This window comes from Brachybacterium kimchii (assembly GCF_023373525.1).
Lineage (GTDB): Bacteria > Actinomycetota > Actinomycetes > Actinomycetales > Dermabacteraceae > Brachybacterium > Brachybacterium kimchii.
On record NZ_CP097218.1, the window covers coordinates 2,910,327 to 2,928,218 of the forward strand.

General features: G+C 72.0%; 18 protein-coding genes. 6 read left to right on the forward strand and 12 right to left on the reverse strand.

Features of this window, described 5'->3' with window-relative positions; all coding sequences use genetic code 11:
- Positions 1-57: 57 nt before the first annotated feature.
- Together M4486_RS13310 and M4486_RS13315 are read left to right on the forward strand one after the other, a co-directional pair.
- The gene (locus tag M4486_RS13310) at positions 58-990 is read left to right on the forward strand and encodes a CPBP family intramembrane glutamic endopeptidase (RefSeq protein ID WP_249477730.1); all 933 of its coding nucleotides are present in this window, start codon (positions 58-60) and stop codon (positions 988-990) included.
- A 46-nt stretch (positions 991-1,036) separates the two neighbouring features.
- Positions 1,037-1,582 (forward strand): DUF488 domain-containing protein, encoded by a 546-nt coding sequence (locus tag M4486_RS13315; RefSeq protein ID WP_249477731.1) that lies wholly within the window; start codon positions 1,037-1,039, stop codon positions 1,580-1,582.
- Between the two features lie 128 nt (positions 1,583-1,710).
- Here M4486_RS13315 and M4486_RS13320 read toward each other — a convergent pair whose 3' ends face one another.
- The 4 genes from M4486_RS13320 to M4486_RS13335 form a co-directional block, all read right to left on the reverse strand.
- Positions 1,711-2,430, reverse strand: coding sequence for a C39 family peptidase (locus M4486_RS13320; RefSeq protein WP_249477732.1), 720 nt, complete (start codon positions 2,428-2,430; stop codon positions 1,711-1,713).
- Positions 2,431-2,592: 162 nt separating this feature from the next.
- Entirely contained in the window at positions 2,593-3,639 is a 1,047-nt protein-coding gene (locus M4486_RS13325; protein WP_249477733.1) for a helix-turn-helix transcriptional regulator, read from the reverse strand.
- A 138-nt stretch (positions 3,640-3,777) separates the two neighbouring features.
- A complete protein-coding gene (locus tag M4486_RS13330) occupies positions 3,778-4,260 on the reverse strand; it encodes a CHAP domain-containing protein (RefSeq protein ID WP_249477734.1) in 483 nt (160 codons plus the stop codon).
- 83 nt (positions 4,261-4,343) lie between these two features.
- On the reverse strand, positions 4,344-4,940 hold the full coding sequence (locus M4486_RS13335; protein WP_249477735.1) for a hypothetical protein: 597 nt from the start codon (positions 4,938-4,940) through the stop codon (positions 4,344-4,346).
- Between the two features lie 150 nt (positions 4,941-5,090).
- On the opposite strand from M4486_RS13335, the gene M4486_RS13340 reads away from it, so the two are divergent.
- Both M4486_RS13340 and M4486_RS13345 read left to right on the forward strand, forming a co-directional pair.
- A complete protein-coding gene (locus M4486_RS13340) occupies positions 5,091-5,633 on the forward strand; it encodes a hypothetical protein (protein WP_249477736.1) in 543 nt (180 codons plus the stop codon).
- A 10-nt stretch (positions 5,634-5,643) separates the two neighbouring features.
- The gene (locus M4486_RS13345; protein WP_249477737.1) at positions 5,644-6,024 is read left to right on the forward strand and encodes a hypothetical protein; all 381 of its coding nucleotides are present in this window, start codon (positions 5,644-5,646) and stop codon (positions 6,022-6,024) included.
- A gap of 120 nt (positions 6,025-6,144) precedes the next feature.
- Here the strand turns inward: M4486_RS13345 and M4486_RS13350 are convergent, their stop codons facing one another.
- Positions 6,145-6,846 (reverse strand): TetR/AcrR family transcriptional regulator, encoded by a 702-nt coding sequence (locus tag M4486_RS13350; RefSeq protein WP_249477738.1) that lies wholly within the window; start codon positions 6,844-6,846, stop codon positions 6,145-6,147.
- Between the two features lie 64 nt (positions 6,847-6,910).
- On the opposite strand from M4486_RS13350, the gene M4486_RS13355 reads away from it, so the two are divergent.
- Positions 6,911-7,666, forward strand: a complete 756-nt coding sequence (locus tag M4486_RS13355) for an SDR family oxidoreductase (protein ID WP_249477739.1) — start codon at positions 6,911-6,913, stop codon at positions 7,664-7,666.
- Between the two features lie 27 nt (positions 7,667-7,693).
- A complete protein-coding gene (locus tag M4486_RS13360) occupies positions 7,694-8,020 on the forward strand; it encodes a nuclear transport factor 2 family protein (protein WP_249477740.1) in 327 nt (108 codons plus the stop codon).
- A 39-nt stretch (positions 8,021-8,059) separates the two neighbouring features.
- Here M4486_RS13360 and hutH read toward each other — a convergent pair whose 3' ends face one another.
- From hutH to M4486_RS13395, 7 genes are all read right to left on the reverse strand, one after another.
- Positions 8,060-9,637 (reverse strand): histidine ammonia-lyase, encoded by a 1,578-nt coding sequence (gene hutH, locus M4486_RS13365; RefSeq protein ID WP_249477741.1) that lies wholly within the window; start codon positions 9,635-9,637, stop codon positions 8,060-8,062.
- Positions 9,638-9,662: 25 nt separating this feature from the next.
- Positions 9,663-10,976 carry an amidohydrolase family protein gene (locus tag M4486_RS13370; RefSeq protein ID WP_249477742.1) on the reverse strand — a complete coding sequence of 438 codons (1,314 nt, stop codon included), beginning with the start codon at positions 10,974-10,976 and terminating at the stop codon, positions 9,663-9,665.
- The gene (locus M4486_RS13375; protein WP_249477743.1) at positions 10,973-12,388 is read right to left on the reverse strand and encodes a formimidoylglutamate deiminase; all 1,416 of its coding nucleotides are present in this window, start codon (positions 12,386-12,388) and stop codon (positions 10,973-10,975) included. Before M4486_RS13375 ends, M4486_RS13370 begins: the two co-directional genes overlap by 4 nt.
- A complete protein-coding gene (locus M4486_RS13380) occupies positions 12,385-13,593 on the reverse strand; it encodes an allantoate amidohydrolase (RefSeq protein WP_249477744.1) in 1,209 nt (402 codons plus the stop codon). The genes M4486_RS13375 and M4486_RS13380 overlap by 4 nt, the downstream gene beginning before the upstream one ends.
- Positions 13,590-15,074, reverse strand: a complete 1,485-nt coding sequence (locus M4486_RS13385) for a purine-cytosine permease family protein (RefSeq protein ID WP_249477745.1) — start codon at positions 15,072-15,074, stop codon at positions 13,590-13,592. The genes M4486_RS13380 and M4486_RS13385 overlap by 4 nt, the downstream gene beginning before the upstream one ends.
- 10 nt (positions 15,075-15,084) lie before the next feature.
- Entirely contained in the window at positions 15,085-16,839 is a 1,755-nt protein-coding gene (gene hutU, locus M4486_RS13390) for a urocanate hydratase (protein ID WP_249481144.1), read from the reverse strand.
- Between the two features lie 121 nt (positions 16,840-16,960).
- Positions 16,961-17,830, reverse strand: coding sequence for a formate/nitrite transporter family protein (locus M4486_RS13395; protein WP_346731750.1), 870 nt, complete (start codon positions 17,828-17,830; stop codon positions 16,961-16,963).
- Between the last annotated feature and the right edge of the window lie 62 nt (positions 17,831-17,892).

Below are 17,892 nucleotides of genomic sequence, written 5' to 3' on the forward strand. Positions count from 1 at the left end.
ACCTCCGGTGACCCGAGGGGGACGTTCCCGGCGCGGCGTCTTCCTAGCGTCGGGGACATGACCTCCGCACCCCGCTCCCGCCCACTCGCCATCCCCATCGATGCCGGCCCCCGCACCAGCCCTCCCGGACCGCGCCTGCCGCGCTGGCTGCGAGTGCTCCTCCCGATGATCGTCTTCCTGCCCGCCGCCATGACGTCCGCCCTGCCGGGTCTGATCCCCGGGGTCGCCGCCACGAGCGAGAGGGAGGACTGGTGGGGTGCGGGCGCCTATGCGCTGGTCTGCGCGGCCCCGCTGCTGGCGTATCTGCTGCTGGCCGCTCTGTTCGTGCACGGGGTCGATCGGCGACCCTTCGCCGCGCTGGGTCTGCGGCTGAACGTCCGTGCCGGAGCCGCGCTCGTCACCGGGATGGTGATCGCGATCGCGCTGCTCGTCATCGCCTCCTTCGTCGCCGAGGCCGCCGGGCTCGTGGCACCGGTGCCCGCGGCGGAGATCCGCCGATACATCCCGACGGGGGCGGCGATCGTCCCGGTCCTGGTGCTCGTGCTCCTGCGCGCGTTCGTCCTGCAGGGGATCGGCGAGGAGGTGCTGTTCCGCGGCTACGTTCTGCAGACCCTCTCGCGGCGCCCGCGCCTGGCCGTGCTCGTGACCGCTGCGGCGTTCACCCTCCCCCATCTCGCCTCGACCGGGGGCCAGGAGGGCATCGGGCAGCGGCTGGTCTATCTCGCGATGCCCTTCGGATTCGCGATGAGCGCGGGGATGCTCGCGATCGCGCTGCGCTCCGTGTGGGCGGCCATCGGCGTCCACGGCGGCTTCCATGTCGCCACCGCCCTCGTGCCGCTGATCGGCTTCGCGGCCGACGGGCCGGTTGTCTGGGCGCTGCTGGGCGCCGCGCATCTGCTCACGGCGCTGGTGATCGCGGCCGCGATCCCGCGGCGGCGCTGGGACGAAGTGCGCGCGAGCGGCCCGTACGCCCGTCCATCGGCGCCCTGACGCGACGCCCCCGCCGCTGGTCCGAGCGCGGTGCCATCCTGGTCAGATGGATCCTGATCTCCTGACCCTCGGCCACGGCACCCTCTCGCGCGAGGAGCTCGCCGACCTGCTCACGGGCGCGGGCATCGAACGGCTCGTGGACGTGCGCCGGTTCCCCGGGAGCCGCGCGAACGAGGCCGCCGCGAAGGGCTCGGTCCCGGAGATCTGCGCGGAGTCGGGGATCGGGTACCGCTGGGAGGAGCGCCTGGGCGGCAGGCGCCGTCTCACGAAGGACCAGGACGCGGACTCGCCGGACACCTGGTGGAGGGTCGCCGCCTTCCGCGCCTACGCCGCCTGGACCCGCACCCCGGAGTTCCGCGCCGGCGCAGATGAGCTGCTCGAGGACTGCCGCGCGGCCCGCACGGCGATCATGTGCTCCGAAGCGGTGTGGTGGCGATGCCACCGCCGGATCATCGCCGACGTGATGGAGCTCGAGCATCGCGTCGAGGTCCTGGACCTGATGCACGACGGGGCGCTGCGTCCACACGAGCCCAGCGAGGGCGCCCGACTGGATGCGCAGAGCCACGTGGTGTGGGACGGGGCCGAGGGCTGACTCGCCGGCGATGGCGAGGTCACCGGTGTGCGCCGTCTCGTCCCGAGCGCACGATCGGGGCCTCCCGTCCTGGTCGGACGGGAGGCCCCGGCGTTCTGGCGAACCCGTGCTCGCGCAGCGCAACGCCGTCAGCCGGCGACGACGCTTCCCACTCCCGGCGTGTCGGCGAAGTTGGCGTAGTACGTGTCGAGCCAGCTCGACTTCACCTGGTGCGGGGTGTTCGCATCAGCGGCGGACAGCGGATCCAGCACCGTGTACTCGTCGGTGTCGGCGTCGTAGTCGACGACGACGATCCAGTGCAGGATCGGGGTCTTCGCTGAGAGAGCATCGGGGCTGATGTTGACGTTCCACCAGGGGGCGGCCGCCTGGGCATCGCCCATGACGATGGCGACCTTCCCGTCCCGGACGGCCTTCTTGGCGGCGCCCAGGTCGTACTCCTCGTGCGCGTCGACGCCATAGGCCTTGAAGCCCTCCACGCCCTGGCCGATCATCGTGCCGCCGCCATCGGTCTCGTTCATCGAGGCCTTCATGTTCTGGACGGTGGCGTCGGTGCTGGAAGCCTCACCGGTCCACCCCTTCGGGGTCTTGCCCAGGGCGAGGAGCGCCATGCTCACGCTCGTGGGTCCGCACTCGTGCCACGGGTCCACGGTCGTGTCCCCCTGGCGCATCGGGACGATCTTGCCGTCCTTCGCGGCGAGCTTCGCCGGCGCGACGACGGACTGCGGGGCGGCGGGAGCCTGCGTGGGCGTCGTCGCGACGGCGCCGGGTGCGGCGAGGCCCACGAGGAGGGCGGCGCCGGCAGTGCCGGTCGCGGCGAAGGTCGCGAAGCGGGTGGTGCGGTTGCGCATGTCGAATCCTCTCGCTGTGCGCATCCTCGGGAGGGTGCGCTGTCGTTCGGTGTTCGGGAACCACCTTCGACCGCCGCCCCGTGCCCGCACCATCGGTCCCGGTCCGATCTTCGCCCTGGAGGTCCTAGGACCCCTTCCGCCGCACCGCTCGCGGGGACGGGATCAGCCCGTCGTCGAGCGGGAGCTCGCGAGCGAGCCGTCCGCTCCGCCGTGGAGGACGAGCGCGAGGCCGGAGCGCTGGGTCTGGCCGCACTTGCGCAGGATCGCCCCCACATGGGTCTTCACCGTCTTGACCGAGATGAACAGCCGCTCGGCGATCTCGACGTTCGTCAGGTTCTCGGTGACGATGAGGAGCGCGATCTCCTCCTCGCGCGGCGTGAGGCCGGGGTCGGGCGATGTCGCGGCGTCCGACGCCGGGAGGGGGGCCGTGGCCGCCATCTGCGCCAGATGCGTGGATGCCTCCTCGCACAGTCGCGAGAGGACCTCAGCGCGTGCGGTCACCTCGTCCCGGGCGTCCTCCGGGACGGCCGACGGGAGCGCGAGGAGACCTCGGCGCACGGAGTCCATGAGGCTCGCCGCTTCGTGGAGCTGATCGATGCCGTCCCCCGTCGAGGGCACGAGCTCGGGGAACTGGGCGTGGAGGGTCTCGTCCTCGATACCGGTGCCGGGATCATCGGCGACCGTGCCCAGGAGGTGCGCGAGGGCCTCGACGATGCGGACGTGCCCGGTGTCGAAGGCGTTCTCGACGAGCGAGTGGACGCCGAGGAATCCGCGCACCGCGTCATCGCGGTCACGGATCGGAGCGAGCACGGCGTCACGGCTGGGTTCGGAACCGTCGCCGAAGGACACGGAGTCGCAGAGCATCCGGCCGTCGTCGTCGCCGAAGCGGTACGTGGTCCCCGTGTCGCGGACCCAGCGAGCGGCGGTGCCGGCGCGAAGATGCAACACGTCGGGCGCCTCGAGCACACCTTGCTGTTCGGCATACGGGACGACCATCAGATCGTCCCGGAACAGTCCGACGACGAGCGCATCGACGGGCAGCAGCGTCGTGGCGGCATGGTGCACCGCCTCGTAGCGGTCCCGCGGCCGGTCCTGGTCGATCGCGCGCAGGCGACGCGCGGTGCGTCGCAGGATCGTCGCCGTGGTCTCGTCGCGCTGCCTCTCGGAATCGGCGGTGCCCGGCGGGGGCGCGGTGGAAGACGTGCTCACGGATCGAGAGTAAGCGCCGACCCCTGGCCCCCGTCGAGAGGACGGCAGTCAGGGGCCGGCGCGCGCGGGGCCACCGGATCGCTGGGGGCTGCGATGGGGGTCCGGGGCTCGTCGTGGGAACGCCGGAGCGTGCGGCTGTCAGGGATGGATGTAGCTCATCCCCGGCAGGTCCTGCACGACGCGGGAGTCGAACACGCCGACTCCGCCGCCGAGCTCGGGCGGCCCGTTCATCTCGGTGATGTGCACCCCGGCGTCGTCCACCGCGTCGACCCACGCGACGTGACCGTAGTTCGGGTCCGCACCCTGCACCCCGGCTTCGAAGACGACGATCGCATGGACCTTCGCGTCGGCGGAGACGCTCAGTCCTGCTGCCCCGGCGGCATCGTCCCACTGCGCGGCGTTGCCGGTCAGCGCGGGGAAGTAGCCGTACTGCTCACGGAACTTCTGTGCCGCGCCCTCGGTGCACTGGCCGGAGAGTCCCGGGTTGCTCGTGCCGTGCACGGGCTCCGCCGACGCGCGGGTCGCCGGCAGCGCGGTCACGCCGACGCCGGCCAGAGCCGTGACGCCGAGGCCCATGAGCAGGTGGCGTCGTGTCGGCTTCGCAGTGCACCGTGCGTCCACAGTGGAAGTCTGAGTCGCGCAGTCCATGTCTGGTGCGTTCGTCGCGATCTCCGTCATGCTGCTGTCCTTCCTCTCGTCCTCGGTCATCCCGTGAACGGGGCGATCGAGCCCCAGGTGTTGTAGATGTCGGTGGCTGCGGCGGCCCAGTCCTGGTAACGGGGCTTGAGGTCTTCTCGTGGGCTCTGCACCGCGGAGGCGGCCTCCCACAGCGACATGTCCTCCCAGCCCGCCGTCTGGAGCAGGCCGTTGTTGTTCGTGTGCTCAGAGCCGGGGACCCCGTAGAACGCCTTGGTGGCCAGGAGCTTGTGGCAGACCTGGCTGTGGGTTCCCCAGCCCGCGGCGGGGCGCTGCTGGAAGAGGCCCCCGGAGTCGGCGTCCAGGGCCGCGTGGATGTTCAGCAGCATGGATTCGCGGATCGCCGTGGCGAGCGCGACCTCGATGCCGAACCGGGGGATGTCGTGGCCCTTGCCCACGGCCATGATCAGCTTGGCGTTGTCGACCTGCGCGTCGAGCATGGCGTCGATCTTGATGTCCCCTGTGTACTGCGCACCCTCGTCGCGGGTGAAGAAGGCTTCATCGAACGTCGGGTCCGCTGCGAGAGCGGGGGCGGCGCCCGCGAGGGTGATCGCGCCGATCGCTCCTCCGATCAGCAGGCCCCTGCGCGTCATCGGGTGAGTCATCACGGTCCTTCCGTCGAGCGGTCATCTCTGACATCCGGAAGTCTTCTCCGGCGCTCTCGCCCGCACCATCGGACCGAGGCCGACTTCTGCACGGCGGGTCCTAGGACCCGCCGCACCGGATGGCGCCCCACGCAGGCCTACGCTGTGCGCATGCACCTGGAGTGGGAGGCACTGCTCCCGGCGGCCCTGAAGTACCTGCTCGTGCTGGGCGTGATGCTCGGCGTCGGAGTCACGAGCTCGATCATCGTGCGCTGGCGCAGTCGGCCCGACGCGCACCGCCGCCCGCAGGACCCCGTGCGCCGGCGGATGCCGCTGCTGGGGCCGATCGCCGGGCTGCTGATCCTCCTGCTCGGCGCGCTCATCGGCCTGGTCGGGACGACGGAGGACGCCGACCCCGAGAACGGGCGGCAGATGATGATCGCGGGCCCGAGCATGATGCTGCTGGGCCTCGTGCTGCTGGTGCTCTACCTCGTGGTCTACGTGGAGGCGACGCCCACGGCCTTCACCATGCGAGGCATCCTCGGGCGCACGCGCACGATCTCCTACGAGGACATCGTGTCGATCACCGACAAGCACTCCTGGGGCGCCCCGGTGGTCGAGGTCCGAGGGCGCTCGGGCAAGCGCATCCAGGCGGGCCCGATCATGTTCGACTGGTCCCACTATCAGCGGTGGCAGGCGGCGCGGACGCAGTAGGCTCGTGCTCATGAAGGGACAGCGACTCGGGATGCTCAGCCTCCGGCTCGACGCGCTCTACTGCCTCGTCCTCGGCGTCATCGTCGCCGCGGCCTCGCCACTCATCTCCACGGCGACGTCGCTGCCCACCTGGCTCGTCGCCGCTGCCGGCGTCGCGGTGGTGGTGTGGGCGGGAGCGGTCGAGTGGATGCGCTCGAGGCTGCACCTCCGCACCGCGCTGCGCATCGTGATGACCGCCAACGTGGCCGCAACGCTCGCCGTGGCCGCCGTGTCCTTCACGGCGGCCGCAGTCTTCACCGTTCTGGTGATCCTCGCGATCGCGGTCGATGTCGCCGCCTTCGCAGGCAGTCAGGCTCTGGCCCTCGGCAGGCTGCGCACCCGCGCATCGTGAGCAGCTAGCCCTTCTCCTCGACGCCCGACGGCTCATTCGGCGCGGATCGCCCGCACGCCTGCCGCCGGGACGGCCCCACCGCGAAGCTCCCACCATGGCTCGCACCCCGCAGCGACAGGACTACCGCGAGCCCGAATCGTCGCGTCGCTCTCCACGCAGACGGGTCAGCCACGAGAGCAGCAGCGCGGACTCCGCCTCCCCGAGGACGTCCGGCGCAGCCGCGACGATCTCGATCGTCGCGGCCACAGGATCCGTGGAGTCGCGGGCAGTGCCGGTGATGGCGGCGATGACTCCCTCGCGGACGGCGGCGGACAGCTCCGGATCAGGCTGCGCCAGGACGATATGTCGCAGCGTCACCCCGATGTTGGCGACCAGGACATGGGCCGCGGCCTGGTCGGACGGCACCGCGAGGCGACCCTGCTCGGCCGCACGCGCCGTCAGCCCTCGGAGGATCTCGCTCGGGCGGGACTGCGCCTCCGGGGAATGGCCGGGCCGGACCTTGCCGTACATGAGCGTGTAGAAGCCGGGGTTCTCCAGGCCGAACGCCACATGCGCATCCCATCCCGACCGGATGTCCTGGATGGGATCGCCGGAGGATCCCATCGATTCCTTCTGGCCCAGGTACACGTCGAAGCCGTGCTCGACGACGGCGTCGATCAGCCCCTGCTTGGAGCCGAAGAAGTGGTACAGCGTCGGCATCTTCACGCCGACGGCGTCGCACACCGCGCGCAGCGAGAAGTCCTCACCGGGACTGGCGGCGATGAGCTCCGCCGCAGCGGAGATCAGGCGCTCCCGTGTACCGCTTCCCTCATGCTCTGTCATGCTGCTACATTACCTACTGTATCGCCGCTATGGCGTTACATATCTACGACATGGAGGTTGCGAGATGACGGATCCGACCCTTGCAGGCAAGAACGTCCTCATCGCCGGCGGCGCGAAGAACCTGGGCGGCCTGATCGCCCGGCAGGCCGCGCAGGCCGGCGCGAACGTCGCCATCCACTACAACTCCGATGCCAGTCGGGCCGATGCGGAGGAGACTCGCGCCGCGGTGCGCGAGGCCGGAGGGCGGGCCGAGATCTTCCAGGGAGACCTGACGGTCCCCGCCAACATCGCCCGGCTCTTCACCGACGCGGAGAAGGAGATCGGCACGATCGACGTCGCTGTGAACACGGCCGGCAAGGTGCTGCGCAAGCCGATCGTCGAGACCACCGAAGCCGAGTACGACTCGATGTTCGACATCAACGCGAAGGCCGCCTACTTCTTCATCCAGGAGGCCGGCAAGCACGTCGCGGACAACGGCAAGATCATCACGATCGTCACCGCCCTGCTGGCAGCCTTCACGGACGGCTACTCCACGTACGCTGGCGGAAAGGCGCCGGTGGAGCACTTCACCCGCGCCGCGGCCAAGGAGTTCGCCGAGCGCGGCATCTCCGTGACGGCCGTGGCCCCCGGCCCGATGGATACGCCGTTCTTCTACGGTCAGGAGACCCCGGACCGCGTCGAGTTCCACAAGTCGCAGGCGATGGGCAACCAGCTCACGCAGATCGAGGACATCGCTCCGATCGTCCGATTCCTCGCCACCGAGGGCTGGTGGATCACCGGCCAGACCATCTTCGCCAACGGCGGCTACACCACCCGCTGACAGCGCCCCTCACGACAGGAGACACCGATGACCGACACCATTCCTGAGCCCGTGGCCTCGTTCCTCGAAGCCGTGATGGCACGCGACACGACCGCATTCACGCAGGCGTTCACCGCGAACCCCACCGTCGACGACTGGGGCAAGGTGCTCACCGGGTTCGATGAGATCCATGCATGGAGCGACAAGGAGTTCATCGGCTCCGCTCCCACCCTCGCCATCACCTCCGTCACCACCGCCGGCGACTCGGTCACGGTCGTCGGCGACTGGCGCTCTCGACACGCCAACGGCCCGTCGAGCTTCCGCTTCGACCTCGAGGGCGACAAGATCGCCACGATGACGATCCGCGAAGGCTGACCCGGCGTCTACCCCGAACCCTGCCGACGCCGACCCGCGTCACCCCAGCTTCCCCACGACCCCCTCGACCGCGGCGAGCACCGACCCGTCGGCCAGCAGCTCCTCGGCGGCGGCGATGTCGGGCGCGAGGAACCGGTCGGGGCCGGGACCCTCGACCCTCTCGCGCAGCACCGCGATCGCGGCGGCCGACGCCTCGGAGGGCGCGAGCGGGGCGCGCAGGTCGATCGCGCGGGAGGCCGTGAGCAGCTCGATCGCGAGCACGCGGCGCAGGCAGTCCACGGAGCGACGAAGCTTCCGGGCGGCGTGCCAGCCCATCGACACGTGGTCCTCCTGCATGGCGGAGGACGGGATCGAGTCGACGCTCGCGGGCACGGCGAGGCGCTTCATCTCTGAGACCAGGGCGGCCTGCGTGTACTGGGCGATCATGAACCCGGAGTCCACGCCGGGGTCGTCGGCCAGGAACGGCGGCAGCCCGTGCGAGCGGGACTTGTCGAGCATGCGGTCGCTGCGGCGCTCGGAGATCGAGGCGAGGTCGGCGGCGACCACGGCCAGGAAGTCCAGCACGTAGGCGACGGGCGCGCCGTGGAAGTTGCCGTTGGAGGTGACCTCGCCGTCGTCGAGCACCACCGGGTTGTCGATCGCGGCGGCGATCTCCCTCTCGGCGACGGTGCGCGCGTGGGCGATCGTGTCGCGTGCGCCGCCCGCGACCTGCGGGGCGCAGCGCAGCGAGTAGGCGTCCTGGACGCGGGAGCCCTCGGCGGCGACGTCGGCGATGATCGGCGACCCCTCGAGCAGAGCGAGGATGTTCGCGGCCGACGCGGCCTGGCCCGGATGGGGACGCAGCGGCATGTGCAGCTCGGGGCGGAACACGCTGTCGCGCCCGCGCAGGCCCTGCACCGTGAGCGCGGTGGTGAGGTCGGCGATCTTCACGAGCTCCTCGAGGTCGGCGAGGGCCATGAGCAGCATGCCGAGCATGCCGTCGGTGCCGTTGATGAGCGCCAGGCCCTCCTTCTCCTCGAGCAGCACCGGCTCGATGCCCGCCTCGGCCAACAGCTCGGGCACGGGGCGCTCGACCCCGTCGGCCCCGCGGGCGCGCCCCTCCCCCATCAGCACGATCGCGCAGTGGGCGAGCGGCGCCAGATCGCCCGAGCAGCCCAGCGAGCCGAACTCGTGGACGATCGGCGTGATGCCCGCGTTCAGCATCGCGAGCATCGTCTCGAGCACCATCGGGCGCACGCCCGTATGCCCTGTGGCCAGGGTCTTCGCGCGCAGCAGCATGAGAGCGCGCACCACCTCCGGCTCGACCTCGTCACCGGTGCCGGCGGCGTGGGAGCGGATCAGCGAGCGCTGCAGGGCGTGGCGCATGGACGGCTCGATCGAGGTGTCCGCGAGCGCCCCGAAACCGGTGGAGACCCCGTAGACCGGCGCGTGGCCGGGGGCGGCGAGGGCGTCGATGTGGGCGCGCACCCGGGCGACCTCCTCCCGGGCGGACGGATCGAGCTCGACGCGGGCTCCGCGACGGGCGACGGCGAGGACGTCGGCCGGGGTGAGGTCGGAGCTCGCGAGGGTGATCGTCTCGCGGGCGTCGGTCGACGCGGGGGCGGGGGCGGTGCTCATCGGGGTGGGGTCCTTTCGGGCGGGGTCAGGCGACGCGGCGCCCGCGGCGCCACACCTGGTGGGTCAGCGGCATGCCGGGGCGGTAGGCGAGGTTGATCGCGGCGGGCGCGTCGAGCACGTGCAGGTCGGCGCGCGCGCCGACGCCCAGGTGGCCGACGTCGGAGCGCCGCAGGGCGAGGGCCCCTCCGCGGGTCGCGGCGCGGATCGCCTCGGCGAGGCTCAGGTGCATCTGCAGCACGGCGGTCGCGACGCAGAAGCTCATGGCGCTCGTGTACGAGGTGCCGGGGTTGCAGTTGCTCGCGATCGCGAGGTGCGCTCCCGCATCGAGCAGGTCGCGTGCGGGCGCGAGCGGGGCGCGCGTGGAGAGATCGCAGGCCGGCAGCACGGTCGCGACCGTCGGCCCCGCATCGACCGCGAGCAGTCCGTCGCTCGCGCCGGGTCCGACGGGGTCGCCGCCGGGCGCGACGGACCGGCCGACGGTCGCGGCGAGGGCCTCGACATCGGCCGGCTCCAGGTGGTTCAGGTGGTCGACGCTCGCCGCGTGCTCCTCGACGGCGAGCTGCACGCCGCGCTGCGCGCCGGAGAGCTGGTTGCCATGCACGCGCAGGCCGAGCCCCGCGGCGCGCCCCGCCTCCAGGACCCGCCGGGAGGCGGCGGTGTCGAAGGCGCCGTCCTCGCAGAACACGTCGATCCAGCGCACGCTCCCGCGGACCTGCTCGAGCATCGGCCCGACCACCAGGTCCAGGTACTCGGCGGGGCCCGGGCGGCCGTCGGCGCCGTCGTACTCGGAGGGCACCAGGTGGGCCCCCAGGAACGTCGCCTCGTCGAGCGTGCCCTCCGCGACGAGGCGGGCGGCGAGCGCGGCGGCGCGGGCCTCGTCCGCGACCGTGAGGCCGTAGCCGGTCTTCGTCTCCAGGGTCGTGGTGCCGCCGGCGGCGGCCTCGCCGATCCGGCCCCTGACCAGCGTCTCCAGGCGGTGATCGTCCGCGGAGCGGGTCGCGTCGGTGGTGACCTGGATGCCGCCGGCGGCGTAGGACTGTCCGGCCATGCGGGCCTCGAACTCGGCCGAGCGGTCGCCGTCGAAGACCAGGTGCGTGTGCGAGTCGACCCAGCCCGGCAGCACGGCGCGCCCCTCGAGGTCGATGCGCTCGTCGGCAGCGGGCGCCGCCGTCGCAGGGCCCGTCCATGCGATGCGGTCGTCCTCGATGACGAGGGCGGCCTCGCGCTGGATCTGCCCGTCGGCCGCGCCGCGCTCCTTCGAGGCGCCGAGCGGCGCGTCCTCGAACGCGGGGTCCAGGGTCCAGAGCTCGCTGATGCCGGTGAGCAGAGTGGTGGTCATGCGTCCTCCCAGAAGGGTGCGATGGCGTCGCGCAGCAGGGCGCCGACGTCCCCGAGCCGGTGCCGGCCGTCGGAAACGATCGTCTCCCCGTCGCGGATCACCGTGGTGACGTCCGCGGCGCTCGCGGCGAGGAGCACCTGGGCAGGATCGGCACCGGCCGTGCGCACGGAGTCCAGGCGGATCGTCACCAGGTCGCCGCGGGCGCCGGGCGCGATCCGGCCGGCGCCCTCCCGGCCGAGGCTCTCGTGACCGGTGGCCAGGGCCAGCAGGTCCTGCGGGGTGAAGCGGCCGCGCTCGTGGGTGGTGAGCCGCTCGTGCATCTCCACAGCGCGCGCCTCCTCGACGAGATCGACGACGGCGTGCTGGTCGCTGCCCAGCGACAGCCGCACCCCGGCGTCGTGGAGCGCGCGGGCGGGGCCGATGCCGTCGGCCAGGTCCCGCTCGGTCGTGGGGCACAGGCTCACCCAGGAACGCGCGGCCCCGAGCAGACGCACGTCCTCCTCGGTCAGGTGCGTCGCGTGCACGGCGGTGAGATCGGGGCCGACGAGGCCCGCCTCGGCGAGCAGTCCCACCGGGGTGAGGCCGTAGCGGGCGAGGGCCGCACGGTTCTCGGCGGGCTGCTCGCTCACGTGGACGTGCAGCGGGGCGATCGTGGAGCCCGTGTCGCACACCGCGGGGACGAGGGCGGCGGCCTCCCGGAGCTGGGCGAGGGGCACCGCGCGCACCGAGTGCAGGGCGGCGCCCACGCGGAACGTGCCCTCCGCGCGCAGGCCGCCCGCGCGCTGCGCCCAGGCGTCGATGTCGGCGTCGCCGAAGCGCGCCTGCTCCGGGGAGAGCGCGGTGTGGCCGGTCTCGTCGAGCCCGCCGTGCAGGTAGGCGGTGTCCAGCAGGGTCAGGGCGACGCCCGCCTCCGCGGCGGCCTGCTGCAGCGCGCGGCCCATCTCGTTCGGGTCCTCGTAGGGGACGCCCCCGACCTGGTGGTGGACGTAGTGGAACTCGCCCACCGCGGTGACGCCGGCGAGCGCCATCTCCGCATAGGCGGCGCGTGCGAGGGCCAGGTAGTTCTCGGGGTCCAGGCGCGCGGCCACGTGGTACATCCGCTCGCGCCAGGTCCAGAAGGTGCCGCCCGCGTCGTGGGTGCGGCCGCGCAGGGCGCGGTGGAAGGCATGGCTGTGGGTGTTCGCGAACCCCGGCAGGGTGACCCCGTGCAGGATCTCGTCGCCCGTCCGCGCCTCGGCCCGCTCGACCGCGCTGATCCGCCCGTCCTCACCGAGGACCACCCGGACGCCGGCCGCCGGACCGTCCGGCAGGAGGGCGTGCTCGCACCAGAAGGAGCGTCCTCCGTTCCCGGGGGTGCTTCCGCCCTGGTCCGGGGCCGCTCCGCCCTGGACCCCGCTCTGGTCGACGCTCATGAGGCGAGGTCCCGGACGACGGTCAGGAGCGCTTCGACGCCCGCGTGGCAGTCGGCCGGCTCGGCGAACTCCTCGGGGGTGTGGGAGGCGCCGCTGGGGTTGCGGACGAAGAGCATGGTCGTGGGCACGTCCGCCTGGGCGAGGATGCCCGCGTCGTGGCCGGCGCCGGTGCCGAGCATCGGCGTCTCCGGCCCCAGGGCGTCGCGCACCCGCAGCGTGAGCTCGTCGTGGAAGCGCGTGGTCGCGGTCCAGGACTCCTCCCGGAGCGCGCCCGGGAACATCGCCGTGAGGTCCTCGATGACGCCGCGCACCAGGGATTCGTGCGGGGAGCGGGCGTCGAGCCAGGCCGTCACGTGGGAGGGGATCGCGTTGACGCCGCCGGGCTGCACGCTGACCTTGCCGACGGTCGCGACGCAGCGGTGCTCGCCGTCGCGACGCTCGGCGGCCTCGCGGGCGGCGAGCGCGAAGCGGGCGGCCTCGAGCATCGCGTCCTCGCGGTCCGCGAGCGCGGTGGTGCCGGCGTGGTCGGCGCGGCCGGTGAAGTCCGCGCGCCAGCGACCATGGGGCCAGATGTCGGTCCCGACGGCCACCGCTGAGGTCTCCGGATCGAGCAGCGCGAGGGCCCGGCCCTGCTCCACGTGCAGCTCGACGAAGGAGCCGATCCGGGCGAGCGCCGCGGGATCCGGGCCGATGTCCGCGGTGCGGCCTGCGCTGCGCAGCGCCTCGGCCATGCTGATGCCCTCGGCGTCGGTGAGCCCGAGCGCCCGCTCGGGCGTCATCGCGCCGGTGAGGACGCGCGATCCCGCGCAGGCCACGCCGAAGCGGGCGCCCTCCTCGTCGCCGAAGTTCACGATGCCGATCGGCACGCGGGGCGTGAAGCCGCTCGCCTGCAGCTCGCGGACGACGGCGAGCGCGGAGACCACGCCGAGGGGCCCGTCGAAGGCTCCGCCGTCGGGCACGGAGTCCAGGTGGGAGCCGATGACGACGCCCGGGGTGCGGTCGGGATCGCCCCACCACGCCCACTGGTTCCCCATGCGGTCCTCGGTGAGGTCGAGGCCTAGGGCCGCGCACTCCCCCGCGAACCATTCCCGCAGGGTGTGGTCCTCGCGGGTCCACGCGTACCGGCGGTAGCCGCCGGTCTCGGAGCTGCGTCCGACGGGCAGCAGCTGCGCCCAGCGGGCGTCGAAGTCCTGGGCGAGGCTCATCGCCGCACCTCCTCGGCGTCGTGGGCGGCGTCCCCGTCGGCGTCGGGGTCGACCCCGGCTCCGGTGGTGGCCGCGCCGTCGTCCGCGCCCTCGGGCAGGATCGTGCGCTCCGGCGGGCGGCGCGTGGCGCGCCCCCAGACCAGGAAGATCGCCCCGGGGACGACGAGCCCGACGATCCAGCTCACGTCGGCCCCGCCGAGCATCTTGGTCAGAGGACCCGTGTACATCGACTGGGCGAGGAACGGGATCTGCACGAGGATGCCGATCACGTACGTGATCAGCGCCGGGACGTCGAAGGCGCCGTACCTGCCCTCGGGGTCGTAGAGCGCGGGGATGTCCACGCGCTCCCTCGAGACCAGGTAGAAGTCGACGAGGTTGATGGCGCTCCACGGCGTGAAGACCATGAGCAGCAGCAGCACGAAGTTCTTGAAGTTGTCGAGGAAGTCCGCGGAGGCGGCCAGCGCGATCACGACCGACAGCGCGAGGAAGGTGAACACGAAGACCAGGCGCAGGGCCGGCCGCACCACGCTGCGCTTCGAGAAGCCGGTGACGGTGGTGAGCATCGTCATCGCCCCGCCGTAGGCGTTGAGCGTGTTGATCGTGAGCTTGCCCGAGACGATGACCAGGTAGATCACGAGGGCGATGAGTCCGCCCCCTGCGAGCTCGCCGACGAACCCGACCTGGTTGTCCAGGAAGCTCGAGTGCGGGATCGACGCGAGCAGGGCGCCGATCGTCATCGCCCACATCGACCCCAGCACGGAGCCCGCGAAGGTCGCGGTGAACGTGCGGCGCGCCGGGGTGTCGGCCGGGAGGTAGCGGGAGTAGTCGGCGACGTAGGGGCCGAAGGTGAGCTGCCAGCCGGCGCCGAGCGCGATCGCCAGCAGGAACGGGACCGCGCCGAAGGTCGCGTCGGCCAGCAGGTGCGCCCCGTCGTAGGCCGTGAAGATCCGGATCGTGATCCACGCGAAGCCGAGCATGCCCAGCACGGTCGCGATCCGGCCCAGACCATGGATCCAGCGGTAGCCGACGGCCGCGACCACGAAGGTGATCAGGCCGAAGATCACGATCCCCACCCAGGGGGCGTCCACGTGGAGGATCCGGTTGATCGCCTGCCCCGACAGCACGGTGCCCGTCGAGGCGAACCCGAGGTACATGAGCACCACGAGCACGAGCGGCAGCGCGGCGCCGATCACCCCGAACTGCGCGCGGCTGGAGATCATCTGCGGCAGCCCGAGCTTGGGGCCCTGCGCGGAGTGCAGGGCCATCACGGCCCCGCCGAACAGGTTGCCCAGGAGCAGGCCGATGATCGCCCACAGCGCGTGGGCGCCGAAGACGACGGCGAGGGCGCCGTCGACCACGGCCGTGATCTGGAGGGTCGCACCGAACCAGAGGGTGAACTGCTGGGTGACGCCGCCGTGGCGCTCCGAGGAGGGGACGAACTCGATGCTCCGGCGTTCGACGGTGGAGCTGGTCGCAGCCATGTCCGCCTCCTCAGATCTTCGCCGGCGCGGCGGTCGCGCCGGCCTTCGCGGACGCCGCGCGCTGGGCGGCGTCGGGATCGTCGGCGTCGCGCACGTGCGGCGTCATCGGCACCCGCACGCCGCGCTCGTCGGCGACCTCGGCGGCACGGGAGTAGCCCGCGTCCACGTGTCGGAGCACGCCCATGGCCGGGTCATTGGTGAGCAGGCGATCGAGCTTGCGCGCGGCGAGCTCGGTGCCGTCGGCCACGCCGACCTGCCCGGCGTGGATCGAGCGGCCGATGCCGACGCCGCCGCCGTGGTGGATCGACACCCAGGTCGCGCCCGAGGAGGTGGAGGTGAGCGCGTTCAGCAGCGGCCAGTCGGCGATCGCGTCGGAGCCGTCGAGCATGCCCTCGGTCTCCCGGTAGGGGCTCGCGACGGAGCCGGAGTCGAGGTGGTCGCGGCCGATGACGATCGGCGCCTTCACCTTGCCGTCGCGCACCAGGTCGTTGAAGAGCTTCCCGGCCTTCGCGCGATCGCCGTAGCCGAGCCAGCAGATGCGGGCGGGCAGGCCCTCGAACTCGACGAACTCGCCCGCGGCGTCGAGCCAGCGGTGCAGGTGCTCGTTCTCGGGGAACAGCTCCTTGAGCGCCGCGTCGGTGACGGCGATGTCCTCGGGGTCGCCCGAGAGCGCCACCCAGCGGAACGGGCCGAGGCCCTCGCAGAACAGGGGGCGGATGTAGGCGGGGACGAAGCCGGGGAAGGCGAAGGCGCGCTCGCAGCCTGCGCGTCGGGCCTCGTCGCGGATCGAGTTGCCGTAGTCGAAGACCTCGGCGCCCTCGTCGGCGAACTCGACCATGGCCTGCACCTGGCGGCCCATCGACTCGCGCGACTTCTTCGTGAAGCCCTCCGGATCGGCCTCGGCCTCGGCGTGCCAGGAGTCCATGTCGTGCTCGATCGGCAGGTAGGACAGGGGGTCGTGGGCGCTGGTCTGGTCGGTGACGACGTCGATCGTGACGTCGCCGGCGCGGTGGCGCGCGAGCAGGGCGGGGAAGACCTCGGCCGCGTTGCCGACGATGCCGATGGAGACGGCGCGACGCTCCTCGCGGGCGGCGTTCGCGCGGGCGATGGCGTCCTCGAGGTCGTCGGCGATCTCGGTGAGGTAGCGCTTGGCGACGCGGCGCTCGAGGCGGGTCCGGTCGACGTCGGCGATGAGGCAGACGCCGCCGTTCAGCGTGACGGCGAGGGGCTGGGCGCCGCCCATGCCGCCGCAGCCGCCGGTCAGCGTGATGGTCCCGGCGAGGGATCCGCCGAAGCGCTTGGCCGCGACCGCGGCGAAGGTCTCGAAGGTGCCCTGGAGGATGCCCTGGGTGGCGATGTAGATCCAGGAGCCGGCGGTCATCTGGCCGTACATCATCAGGCCCTCGGCCTCGAGGCGGCGGAACTCGGGCCAGGTCGCCCAGTCGCCCACGAGGTTCGAGTTCGCGATGAGCACGCGCGGCGCCCACTCGTGGGTGCGCAGGATGCCCACGGGCTTGCCGGACTGGACCAGCAGCGTCTCGTCGTCCTCGAGGTCGGCGAGGGAGGCGAGGATCGCGTCGAACGCCTCCCAGGAGCGGGCGGCCCGGCCTGTGCCGCCGTAGACGACGAGGTCGTCGGGCCGCTCGGCGACCTCGGGGTCGAGGTTGTTCTGCAGCATGCGCAGAGGCGCCTCGGTCTGCCAGCTCTTCGCAGTGATCTCCGTGCCGCGCGGGGCGTGGACGGGGCGGGATCCGGGGAGGGTCATCATCGACTCCAAAGCATCGGGGGCGGAAGCTGCGTGACAGCACACCACCGCGCGCCCCCCGGGTCGACCCCAGACCCCTCCTAGCGTCCGGTATATGCGACGGAGGCTGTTTCACCAGCGATCATACGACCACTGAGGGCGTCTCGTCCTCCGGGTCCTGGGCCGCACGCTCCCGCACGACGAGCTCCCAGGTGCGCACCAGTCGCGGCAGGGTGAGGATCACCAGACCACCCGCCATGTTCAGTGGGATCACCCAGGCGCACCACACCAGCCAGTCGGTGTAGGGGATGTCGGCCCCCGCATGCATCGCCCCGAAGATGACCGACGAGCTCAGCGCGCCGTGCAGCATGCCGAGACCGACCACGAGCAGGCCGGAGATCAGGGAGTTGGCAAGGGTGGCGATGCCTTCGCTCGACCCTTGGTTCATGCGGGTGATCAGTGTGATCGTGAATCCGGCGAGCACCGCGAGAGACCCCGACTCGAGCGTGGGACCTCCGGCCATGTAGCCCTTCGCGGTCTCCACCAGGATCTCGTCGAACCGGGGGAAGGCGGCGACGACGAGCCAGGAGAATGCCCAGCCGCCCAGGAGGTTCGTCGCCAGCGTGGCCGACCACAGGCGCAGCAGCTGCCGCCAGGTGCCGTGCCGCGAGACCACGGCGTTGATGGGAAGCAGGAAGTCCTCCGTGAACAACTCGGAGTGGGCCAACCGCAGGGCGTACAGGCCGATGCCGAAGGCGATGCCTCCCAGGAGCTTCGAACCGGTCGCGTCCAGGACCGCGAGCATCGCGAGCAGACCGATGCCGACGTCGATGCCCCCGAAGAGCCCGGTGATGATCAGTGCACGCCACGTCCGGTTCAGCCGATTGGCCCCCTCGGCGACCGTCTTCTCGAACTCCTCGACCAGCGCATCCTCGACGGGTTCGTCGCTTGCGCCGAGCCGCCGCCGTTCCTGTGCCTGACCGCGATCGCGATCGCGTCCGACCATCTGCATCTCCGATCCTCGGAAGGGAACCTGGTCGGCGCACGCTACCAGCGGCGACGGCCGCTCAGAGG

Excerpts from the sequence above, each read along its gene's own strand:
- M4486_RS13355 (WP_249477739.1), top strand. The coding sequence starts at position 6,911 with ATGACGGATCCGACCCTTGCAGGCAAGAACGTCCTCATCGCCGGCGGC.
- M4486_RS13385 (WP_249477745.1), bottom strand. The coding sequence starts at position 15,074 with ATGGCTGCGACCAGCTCCACCGTCGAACGCCGGAGCATCGAGTTCGTC.
- M4486_RS13395 (WP_346731750.1), bottom strand. The coding sequence starts at position 17,830 with ATGCAGATGGTCGGACGCGATCGCGATCGCGGTCAGGCACAGGAACGG.
- M4486_RS13310 (WP_249477730.1), top strand. The coding sequence starts at position 58 with ATGACCTCCGCACCCCGCTCCCGCCCACTCGCCATCCCCATCGATGCC.
- M4486_RS13320 (WP_249477732.1), bottom strand. The coding sequence starts at position 2,430 with ATGCGCAACCGCACCACCCGCTTCGCGACCTTCGCCGCGACCGGCACT.
- M4486_RS13345 (WP_249477737.1), top strand. The coding sequence starts at position 5,644 with ATGAAGGGACAGCGACTCGGGATGCTCAGCCTCCGGCTCGACGCGCTC.
- M4486_RS13340 (WP_249477736.1), top strand. The coding sequence starts at position 5,091 with ATGCACCTGGAGTGGGAGGCACTGCTCCCGGCGGCCCTGAAGTACCTG.
- hutU (WP_249481144.1), bottom strand. The coding sequence starts at position 16,839 with ATGACCCTCCCCGGATCCCGCCCCGTCCACGCCCCGCGCGGCACGGAG.
- M4486_RS13375 (WP_249477743.1), bottom strand. The coding sequence starts at position 12,388 with ATGAGCGTCGACCAGAGCGGGGTCCAGGGCGGAGCGGCCCCGGACCAG.
- hutH (WP_249477741.1), bottom strand. The coding sequence starts at position 9,637 with ATGAGCACCGCCCCCGCCCCCGCGTCGACCGACGCCCGCGAGACGATC.
- M4486_RS13370 (WP_249477742.1), bottom strand. The coding sequence starts at position 10,976 with ATGACCACCACTCTGCTCACCGGCATCAGCGAGCTCTGGACCCTGGAC.
- M4486_RS13360 (WP_249477740.1), top strand. The coding sequence starts at position 7,694 with ATGACCGACACCATTCCTGAGCCCGTGGCCTCGTTCCTCGAAGCCGTG.
- M4486_RS13350 (WP_249477738.1), bottom strand. The coding sequence starts at position 6,846 with ATGACAGAGCATGAGGGAAGCGGTACACGGGAGCGCCTGATCTCCGCT.
- M4486_RS13380 (WP_249477744.1), bottom strand. The coding sequence starts at position 13,593 with ATGAGCCTCGCCCAGGACTTCGACGCCCGCTGGGCGCAGCTGCTGCCC.
- M4486_RS13335 (WP_249477735.1), bottom strand. The coding sequence starts at position 4,940 with ATGACTCACCCGATGACGCGCAGGGGCCTGCTGATCGGAGGAGCGATC.
- M4486_RS13315 (WP_249477731.1), top strand. The coding sequence starts at position 1,037 with ATGGATCCTGATCTCCTGACCCTCGGCCACGGCACCCTCTCGCGCGAG.